General features: G+C 66.8%; 7 protein-coding genes and 1 pseudogene. All 8 read right to left on the reverse strand.

Translation table 11 applies throughout. From position 1 onward, the window contains the following. Positions 1–219: pseudogene (locus D588_RS24410) on the reverse strand (energy transducer TonB); the annotation flags it as partial. A gap of 152 nt (positions 220–371) precedes the next feature. Then, a complete protein-coding gene (locus D588_RS0109740) occupies positions 372–1,565 on the reverse strand; it encodes a tetratricopeptide repeat protein (RefSeq protein WP_017907988.1) in 1,194 nt (397 codons plus the stop codon). 159 nt (positions 1,566–1,724) lie between these two features. Beyond that, on the reverse strand, positions 1,725–2,531 hold the full coding sequence (locus tag D588_RS0109745; RefSeq protein WP_026143554.1) for a M48 family metallopeptidase: 807 nt from the start codon (positions 2,529–2,531) through the stop codon (positions 1,725–1,727). Positions 2,532–2,599: 68 nt separating this feature from the next. Next, on the reverse strand, positions 2,600–3,445 hold the full coding sequence (locus tag D588_RS0109750) for a type II CAAX endopeptidase family protein (RefSeq protein ID WP_017915837.1): 846 nt from the start codon (positions 3,443–3,445) through the stop codon (positions 2,600–2,602). Between the two features lie 78 nt (positions 3,446–3,523). Then, positions 3,524–5,986: a DNA topoisomerase (ATP-hydrolyzing) subunit B gene (gene gyrB, locus D588_RS0109755; protein WP_017915838.1), complete on the reverse strand. Its 2,463-nt coding sequence runs from the start codon at positions 5,984–5,986 to the stop codon at positions 3,524–3,526. Between the two features lie 112 nt (positions 5,987–6,098). After that, positions 6,099–7,199, reverse strand: a complete 1,101-nt coding sequence (gene recF / locus D588_RS0109760; RefSeq protein WP_017915839.1) for a DNA replication/repair protein RecF — start codon at positions 7,197–7,199, stop codon at positions 6,099–6,101. 479 nt (positions 7,200–7,678) lie between these two features. Further along, positions 7,679–8,779 carry a DNA polymerase III subunit beta gene (dnaN, locus tag D588_RS0109765; protein ID WP_017911750.1) on the reverse strand — a complete coding sequence of 367 codons (1,101 nt, stop codon included), beginning with the start codon at positions 8,777–8,779 and terminating at the stop codon, positions 7,679–7,681. A 321-nt stretch (positions 8,780–9,100) separates the two neighbouring features. Next, positions 9,101–9,278, reverse strand: a 178-nt coding sequence (locus D588_RS26595) for a helix-turn-helix domain-containing protein (protein WP_304412388.1), incomplete at its 5' end; no start/stop codon positions are given.

The following is a 9,278-nucleotide window of genomic DNA, read 5'->3' on the forward strand; positions in this document are numbered from 1 at the left end:
CGGCGGCGGGGGAGGCGGCGGCGGTGCGTCCACCAGGGTGACCATGATGTTGCGTTCCTTCTCCGCCACCGCCTTGGGCGCAACGGCCGGAATCAGCAGCAACATCAGCGCCGCAAGATGCAGCGCGATTACGAAGGCAATACCGATGATGCGCGGCCAGCTGAGGCCGGAGGCGTCATCTTTGTCGTACTGCCGATGGATGACCAGTTGTTCCGTCATGCGCCAATGACTCAATTAAAGGGGGGCGGATTCCGCTGTGGAGCGGAACCCAAGTTCACGCGGCAATGACACCGCAGGAACCTCCAAGCTTATACCAATCCCTGTTACCTGCACTACTTTCAGCACTGGTCTTCGGGGGCTTTTTTTGCGTGCTACTTCAGGTTGATGATCTTCTTGGCGTCTTCCGGCTTTTTGACGCCCTTGGCCAGTGCCTGCTGCGCGGCCTGCTTGGCCTCGGCAACGCGGCCTTCCGAATGCAGCACCTTGGCCAGGTTGAGATAGGTTTCGCCGTCCTTGGACAGCGGCGCCGCCTTCTGCCAGTTCTCGATCGCCTGCGGCAGCTGGTCGGTGTAGTAGTACGACTGCGCCAACGCCAGGTAGGTCTGGTAGTCCGGCTTCAGAATGCCCTTCTGCATGCCTTCGTTGATGACCGCGATGACGTCCTTTTCGTGGCCGTCGGTGTTGGCGTAGATCGAGTACAGCTGCTTGTATTCCTTCTCGTCGGTCAGCTGACCGGCGGCACGCAGCTTGTCCATCACCGCCGCGGCCTTGTCCATCTGGTCGGCCTGCATGTACATGCTGGCCAGGTTGAGCTGGGCCTTCTTGTCGTTGGGCGACTTGGCGGCCAACGCCTCGGCGGCCTTGACCGCTTCACCGGTCTGGCCGGCTTCGGCGTAGGACGCCATCAGCAGCTGATTCCAGCTGTCCTTCGGCTCCGGCGACGCGGCGATCGCCTGCTTCAGCGCCGGGATCGCTTCCTGGTAGCGCTGCGCCTGGTACAGCGCCTGGCCCTTGAGGATCAGGTCTTCCGGGCGGGTCGACTTGGTTTCGGCGAGGAACTTGTCGAGGGTGGCCAGGCCTTCGGCGGTCTGCTCGTCCTGCAGCTGCAGCTGCGCCAGCATCAGCATCGACTGGTAGTGGCCGTTGTTGTCCAGGCCGTTGAACTGGATCGCCTGCTTCAGGTACGCCTGCGCGGCCTTGCTGTCGTCGAGGTTATAGGCGGCCTGCGCGGCCAGCTGCGCGGCCAGCGACTTGTCGTACTCGTTGGCGCCGCTGTTGGCCAGGATCTCATCGGCCTGGGCGCGCACCGCCGCGTAGTCCTCGCCCTTGTTGTAGGTGTCGATGAGCTTCTGCAGCTTGCTGCCGAGCTTGGACGACGGCTTGCCGGTCGGCTCCTTGCGCTCGGCATTGGGGAACAGCACCGCCGCCTTCTCGTTCTTCGCATTGCGCGAGGAGCGGTGGTCGGTGCGATCGCTCTGCGCAGCGGCATCGGTCACCACCGCGCCACCGAGGGCGGCGGCGATCACCAGGGACAACAACGCTTGCTTGCGAATGCGGAATTTCATGGGTCACCTCGGTGGAAACCGCCCGGAGCGGCACGGAAGACGGAGCGGCCATTCCTCGGCCGAGCCAGCAAACCTATCAGAAACCTGTACGCCGTGAAAACGTTTTTGGATGCGTTTTCTGTGACAGTGCCGGCGACGGACACAGGGACGACGGACGACTCAGCCGCACTTGGGCGTCCTGCCGGCGCTGCGCGCCTGCGCATACACCGGTTCCAGCGCGGCGACATCGCGCTGCAACTCGCCGATACGGGCACTGGGATCGGGGTGGGTGGACAGCCATTGCGGCGGACGTGCGCCGCCGGCGGCCATCATGTTCTTCCACAGATCCACCGCCTGCGCGGGATCGAATCCGGCCTGCGCCATCAGGCGCTGGCCGACGACGTCGGCTTCGGTTTCCTGCTGGCGCGAACCGGGCAGCAGGAATAGCGTCTGCGCAGTCATGCCGCCGACCTGGCCGACGGTGTCGGCCGCGCCCTGACCGTAGCGGGCACCGGCCAACGCGCCAATCACGCTCAGCCCTGCCTGCGCACCGAGCTGGCGGGTAATGCGTTCTTCGTGATGACGCGAAATGACGTGGCCGATCTCGTGGCCGAGCACGGCGGCGAGCTGGTCCTGGTTCTTGGCCACGCTGAAGATGCCGCTGTTGACCCCGACCTTGCCGCCGGGCAGGGCGAACGCGTTGGGTTCCTTGTCGTTGAACAGCGCGGTTTCCCAGCCGGTGCCGCGCCATTGCTCGGGCAGCTGCGCGACCAGCGTGTTGACCACGCAGCGCACGTAGGCGTTGCGCTTGGGATCGGTGTCCAGCTGTTCCTTGGCCTTGGCTTCGGCGAACGCCTGCGCGCCCATCTGGTCGAGTTGTTGTTGCGAGATGCCGCCCACGACCTGGGTGCGCCCGGTTGGCGATGTCGTCGTCGCACACGCTGCCAGCAGCATCGCCAGAGATGCGCCAAGTACCACTTGCTTCATACGGTCCCCCCTCCTAACACGCGTCGCAGTGTGGGGGGCCGCGTCTTAACATTTCGTCAAACAAACCTTCAGGTTGCGCCAAACCAGTAGAGTCCGGCGACCGCGATGGCGTTGTTGAGGCCATGCGCGGCGATCGACGCCCACAAGGTGCCGGTACGCTTGTACAGCCAGGCGAACGCCGCGCCCATGCCGCCGTAGACCAGCCACAGTTGCGCGGTGGCGGCCAGGCTGTTGCCGGTGGTCCCCGGTACTTCGTGCACCAGGGCGAAGGCGGCGCCGCTGAGCAGCATGCCCAACCGCGGCCGGCCTGCGTCCCACAGCCGCCCGAACAGCACGCGGCGGAACAGCAGTTCCTCGTAGGCCGGGGCGATCACGATCGCGAACACGCACAGGAACAGCGGCATCTGCGCCATCGCGTCCTGCATCAGCGGCAGGTTGGTCGGCACCGGCTTGATGCCGATCTGCGCCGCCAGCGCGGAGATCGTCGCGCTGCCGACGAACACGCCGACCGCGACCAGCAGCACCCAGCCCCAGGTCGACGGCGTGCGCGCCGCCTGCCAGGAGGCACGGCGCTCGGCGGCGCTGGCCGGACGCCGCAGGAAGTACAGCAGCAGCGCCGCGGAGAGCGTGCTGACCAGGGCGATCAGCAGTTGCGCCAGCGCGCCCGGCTGGCCGACCCGCTGCGCCACCACCGATGCCAGGCGATCGGCGGGGATGCCGTGCGCCTTCAGTTCCATCGCCAGCTGGAAGCCGCGGATCACGCCCCAGACCAGGCCGCTCAGCACGCTCACCGCCAGCAGCACCACCGCCGCCAGCAGCACGTCGAGGAAGAAACCGAGGATCGGCCGGCGCGGGCGGGCCGGCGGCGCGGAAGGCAACGGCAGCGGGGTGGCGGGCAACGGCGGCGCGGTCATCGCGATCCTGTGCGGAAGCGGGCGGAAGGCACAGCGGGACGCCCGCCCCGGCGTACGCCAGGGCGGGAACCGCCAGGGTCAGATATCGAGGTTGGCGACCTTCAGCGCGTTTTCTTCGATGAAGTCGCGGCGCGGTTCGACCACGTCGCCCATCAGCGTGCTGAAGATCTGGTCGGCGGCGACCGCGTCCTCGATGCGCACCTGCAGCAGGCGACGCGTATCCGGGTTCACCGTGGTCTCCCACAGCTGCTCGGCGTTCATTTCGCCCAGGCCCTTGAAGCGCTGGATCTGGCGGCCCTTCTTGGCCTCCTCGAACAGCCAGGCGTAGGCCTGGGCGAAGCTGGTGATGGCCTGGGTCTTGTTGCCGCGCACGATCTGCGCGCCCTCGCGCACCAGCCCATGCAACTCCCGCGCGATCTCGCGCAGCGGCCGCAGCTCGCCGCTCTCGAACACCGCCATCGGCACCACATAGGTGGTCTCCTCGCCCATGTGCCGGCGCTCCACCAGCAGGGTGGCCGGGCGCTGCGCGTTGGACGCCTGGAAACGCAGGCTGTAGCGCGCCGAGCCCAGGCTGCCGCGGTTGAGCACCGCCTGCAGCGCGTCCAGGCTCGGATGCGTCTCGCCCTCGCTCTCGAGCTGGGCCACGTCCAGCGGCGGCAGGTCGATCAGCGCGCTCAGCAGCGCCGGGTCGTAGCGGTGCGCATTGCGCGCCACCGCTTCGTTGGCGCTGGCGAACAGCAGCAGCAGCTTCTCCAGCGCCGCGCCGGTGATCGGTGGCTCGTTGCTGGCCGGAACCAGCGCCGCGCCTTCGACCGCGCTGCTGGCCAGGTAGGCGTTGAGCGCGTTGTCGTCCTTCAGGTACAGCTCCTGCTTGCCCTGCTTGAGCCGGTACAGCGGCGGCAGGCCGATGTAGACGTAGCCGCGCTCGATCAACTCCGGCATCTGCCGGTAGAAAAAGGTCAGCAGCAGGGTGCGGATGTGCGCGCCGTCGACGTCGGCGTCGGTCATGATGATGATGCGGTGGTAGCGCAGCTTGTCCGGGTTGTACTCGTCGCGGCCGATGCCGGTGCCCAGCGCGGTGATCAGCGTGCCGACCTGGTCGGAGGACAGCATGCGGTCGAAGCGCGCGCGCTCGACATTGAGGATCTTGCCGCGCAGCGGCAGCACCGCCTGGTTCTTGCGGTTGCGGCCCTGCTTGGCCGAGCCGCCTGCCGAGTCGCCCTCGACGATGAACAGCTCCGACAGCGCCGGATCCTTTTCCTGGCAGTCGGCCAGCTTGCCGGGCAGGCCGGCGATGTCCAGCGCGCCTTTGCGACGGGTGAGGTCTCTTGCCTTGCGCGCGGCCTCACGGGCGCGGGCGGCATCGACGATCTTGCCGGCGATGGCCTTGGCCTCGTTGGGGTTCTCCTGCAGGAACTCCTCCAGGCGCGCGCCGAAGGCGTTCTCCACCGCCGGGCGCACGTCGGAGCTGACCAGCTTCTCCTTGGTCTGGCTGGAGAAGCTGGGGTCCGGCACCTTCACCGACAGCACCGCGATCATGCCTTCGCGCATGTCGTCGCCGGTCAGGTTGATCTTGGCCTGCTTGGCGATACCGTTCTGCTCGATGTAGGTATTGAGCACGCGGGTCAGCGCGCCGCGGAAGCCGGCCAGGTGGGTGCCGCCGTCCTTCTGCGGGATGTTGTTGGTGAAGCAGTACATCGTCTCCTGGTAGGAGTCGGTCCACTGCAGCGCCACGTCCACGGTGATGCCGTTGTGTTCGCCGGTGACCGAGATCACGTTCGGGTGCAGCGGGGTCTTCAGCTGCGCCAGGTGCTCGACGAAGCTGCGGATGCCGCCCTCGTAGTGGAAGTCGTCGCGGCGCCCCTCGCCGCGCTCGTCGGCGAGCACGATCTTGACCCCGGAATTGAGGAAGGACAGCTCGCGCAGGCGCCGGGCCAGGATGTCGTAGTGGAACTCCACGTTGTTGTGGAAGGCCACCACCGACGGCCAGAAGCGTACGGTGGTACCGCGCTGGGTGGTCTCGCCGAGCTTCACCAGCGGCGCGACGGCCGCGCCGTTGCTGAATTCCTGCTGGTAGTGCGAGCCGCCCTGGAACACGTCCAGCAGCAGCTTCTCCGACAGCGCGTTGACCACGCTGACGCCCACGCCGTGCAGGCCGCCGGACACCTTGTAGCTGTTGTCGTCGAACTTGCCGCCGGCATGCAGGACGGTCATCACCACTTCGGCGGCGGAGACCTCGCGGCCGAGCTTGGCGCTCATCTGCGCATGCTTGCCGACCGGGATGCCGCGGCCGTTGTCCGACACCGAGACCGAACCATCGGCGTGGATCGTCACCGCGACGTGGTCGGCATGCCCGGCCAGGGCTTCGTCGATGGAGTTGTCGACGACCTCGAACACCATGTGATGCAGACCGGTGCCGTCATGGACGTCGCCGATGTACATGCCGGGCCGCTTGCGGACCGCCTCCAGGCCTTCCAGGGCGGTGATGCTGTTGGCGTCGTAGTTGCCGTTGCTGGGCGGGGTGTTCTGTTCGTCGGTCATGCGGGTGCCGTAGGCTCCACGAGGCGGCGAAGACAGGCCGGGGCCGGTTCGCGCCGCTGGATAGGGGATTGGCGGAAATTATAGCAGCCCGGGCCGCCGGACCCGCGGCGGCCTAGGAAACGGCCAGGATCTGGCCATGTTCCACGTGGAACCGGGCGATCGGCAGGCTGACGTCGGCCAGCGCCTGCGGGGTCTCGGTGGCAGTGACGAAGACCTGCGCCGGCCCGCCACGCAGGCGCTCCAGCACCCGAGCCTGGTGGTGGCGGTCCAGCTCCGAGCCCAGATCGTCCAAGGCGATCACCGGCCATTCGCCGCGCTGCTCGGCGTAGTCCTCGGCCTGCGCCAGCAGGCAGGCCAGGGCGGTGAGCTTGGCCTGGCCGCGGGAGAGCGCATCACGGCCGGGAATCTCGGCAAAGCTGAGGCTCCAGTCGGCCCGGTGCGGACCGGCAGAGGTATAGCCGAGCTGACGGTCGCGCTCCCGGTTGAGCAGCAGCGCATCGGCCAGCGACACCTCCTGCCGCCGCCAGCCGGGTGCGAATTGAAGATGTGAGATACCCAACGCTGGCGCCAGGTCCGGGGCGAGGGCGAGCAGGCGCTGGAGCAGGCGGTCCAGGTAGTCCTGGCGGCGCGAGGTCAACGGCTCACCAGACTCGGCGAGCTCGTGATCCCAGGCATCGAGCGCCGCGCCGCTGCCGCCGCTCTTGAGCAACGCATTGCGCTGCTTGAGCGCGCGGGCGTAGCGCCGCCACAGGGACAGGAAGTCAGGTTCCACGTGGAACAAGCCCCAATCGACGAAGCGACGCCGTGGCTCGCCGCCGCCGCTGACAAGCAGGTGGCTGCCCGGCTCGAAGGTCACCACAGCCAGAGCCGCACACAGGGTGCCGAGATGGGCGACGTCCTCGCCGTCGAGGCGGCCACGCCATTCCTGACCGCTGTGGCGCAATCCGGCGCGGCGTCGACGTGTCGCGCCGGCTTCAGCCGACTGCTCCTGCCATTCGACGAAGACATCCAGCGCGTCCTGGCCCTGGCTGACCAGTCCATCGCGCACGCGTCCGCGGAAGCTGCGGCCATACGCCATCAGGTGCATCGCCTCGAGCACCGTGGTCTTGCCGGCGCCGTTGTCGCCGGTGATCAGGTTCAGTCCAGGCGCAGGCGCCAGCTCGAGCGCCGCGAACCGGCGCAGGTGGTGGAAGTCGAGGCGGGAAACGTGCATGCGGGGATAGTGGCGAAGGCGCTCGCACCGGGCGCACGCAGATCGGGGCTTGGGGTAGGGCGGCAGCATACCCAAAACCGCTGATGGACGCTGTCAGGACGGCCGCGCTCGGGAAACTGGCAGCGCTGCGTGCCAGCAACCTCCGCATCATTGGGAGGACGGACTCCCGCGGGACGGTGGAGGCGTGGGTAAGAGGGTCGGCCAGGCGATCAGAGGCACGCTGTCTTGCCGCACGGCCTCCTGGCGCTTCGATAATGGTGTGATCCCGCCGAGGTGCCGGAGCCCGTCTCTTTGCAGACACAGTCACGGCCGATGCGTTTTGGCCGGGTAATGCAAGGGTGCAAGCTGCGCGGGCCTCCCGTGGCAACGGATCCCTCTCAGTGCGGGAGCGTTGATCTTGGAGCCCAACAAAAAGAAAACCCGGCACGAAGGCCGGGTCGCTTTCGCACGTGTTCCACGTGGAACACGAACGGGAACCGTCAGAGACGCAGCGGCATCACCACGTGACGCGAGCGGGCGCTGCTGGCTTCGCGCACCAGTGCCGACGAGTTGGCGTCGCGCAGCTGGATCACCACGAACTCCTCGCGCAGCGCGGAGAGCGCGTCGAGCAGGTAGTTCACGTTGAAGCCGATCGCCAGGTCGCTGACCTTGGTGTCCGCTTCCACTTCTTCCTGCGCTTCTTCCTGTTCCGGGTTATGCGCGCTGATCTTCAGCTGGCCCGGCGAGACTTCCACGCGCACGCCGCGGTACTTCTCGTTGGACAGGATCGCCGCACGCTGCAGCGCTGCGCGCAGGATCTCGCGATCCAGCTTGACCTCGCGGTCGGCACCGATCGGGATCACCGCTTCGTAATCGGGGAAGCGGCCGTCGATCAGCTTGGACGTGAACGTGACATCGTCGCGCTTGACCCGCACGTGCGCGCGGCCGACTTCCAGCTCGACCTCGCGCTCGCCGCCTTCCAGCAGGCGCTGCAGCTCGGTCACGCCCTTGCGCGGCACGATGATCTGGCGCTTGGCGCCGCCGGCGTTCTCCAGCTCGGTCTCGCACAGCGCCAGGCGATGGCCGTCGGTGGCCACGCAGCGCAGGGTCTGGTCGCGCAGGTCGAACAGCAGGCCGTTGAGGTAGTAGCGCACGTCCTGCTGCGCCATCGCGAACGCGGTGCGCTCGATCAGTTCCTTCAGCGCGGCTTCCGGCACCACCACGCGCTCGGTGGCTTCCACTTCGTCGACCGACGGGAAGTCGTTGGCGGGCAGCGTGGCCAGGGTGAAGCGGCTACGCCCAGCCTGCACGGTGATCTTGTCGCCGGACTGCGAGACGGTGACCTTGCTGCCGTCGGGCAGGGCCCGCACGATCTCGAACAGCTTGCGCGCCGGGATCGTGGTTTCGCCGTCCTGGGCATCGTCGACCGCAATGCGCGAGACCATTTCCACTTCCAGATCGGTACCGGTCAGCGACAGCTGGCCACCCTGCACCTGCACCAGGAAGTTGGCCAGAACCGGCAAGGTCTGGCGGCGTTCGACCACATTGACGACTTGCGCCAATGGCTTGAGGAAGGCTTCGCGCTGCAGTGTGAAACGCATGTGGTTCCGTGCCCCTATGCTTTAAAAGATGTGGAATAAATCAAAAGCTTGGTGGTGATGGTAGAGCGGAATTCGGTGCAAATGTAGCTCAAACCACTGAAAACAAAAGATTTTTAGCGCCCTCAATCCCGTGTACTACTGTCCCGGAACTGGTGGGGAAACCTGTGGATAGTTTTGCCGTCGCCGCCGCGTCGCGCTTTATCCACAGTTTCTCCCGGATTTGTCGCGAAGTCATGCACCGATTTATCACGTGGCTCCAGGTGACCGCCGAACGCGCACGCTGCGCGTGCGGATCGGCGTGTCGCCCTGTCCTCTCCGGGCTCACTCGCTGAGCTTGCGGATCAGCTTGTCCCAGTCTTCGCGGAGCTTGCCGTCGGTTTCCATCAGGTGCTTGATCTGCCGGCAGGCGTGCAACACGGTGGTGTGGTCGCGCCCGGCGAACGCATCGCCGATCTCCGGCAGGCTGTGTTCGGTCAGTTCCTTGGTCAGCGCCATCGCC

Source organism: Xanthomonas sp. SHU 308 (assembly GCF_000364645.1).
Lineage (GTDB): Bacteria > Pseudomonadota > Gammaproteobacteria > Xanthomonadales > Xanthomonadaceae > Xanthomonas_A > Xanthomonas_A sontii.

Bases quoted from the DNA above. Each gene is read 5' to 3' on its own strand.
- D588_RS0109750 (WP_017915837.1), bottom strand. From the start codon at position 3,445: ATGACCGCGCCGCCGTTGCCCGCCACCCCGCTGCCGTTGCCTTCCGCG.
- dnaN (WP_017911750.1), bottom strand. From the start codon at position 8,779: ATGCGTTTCACACTGCAGCGCGAAGCCTTCCTCAAGCCATTGGCGCAA.
- D588_RS0109740 (WP_017907988.1), bottom strand. From the start codon at position 1,565: ATGAAATTCCGCATTCGCAAGCAAGCGTTGTTGTCCCTGGTGATCGCC.
- D588_RS0109745 (WP_026143554.1), bottom strand. From the start codon at position 2,531: ATGAAGCAAGTGGTACTTGGCGCATCTCTGGCGATGCTGCTGGCAGCG.
- gyrB (WP_017915838.1), bottom strand. From the start codon at position 5,986: ATGACCGACGAACAGAACACCCCGCCCAGCAACGGCAACTACGACGCC.
- recF (WP_017915839.1), bottom strand. From the start codon at position 7,199: ATGCACGTTTCCCGCCTCGACTTCCACCACCTGCGCCGGTTCGCGGCG.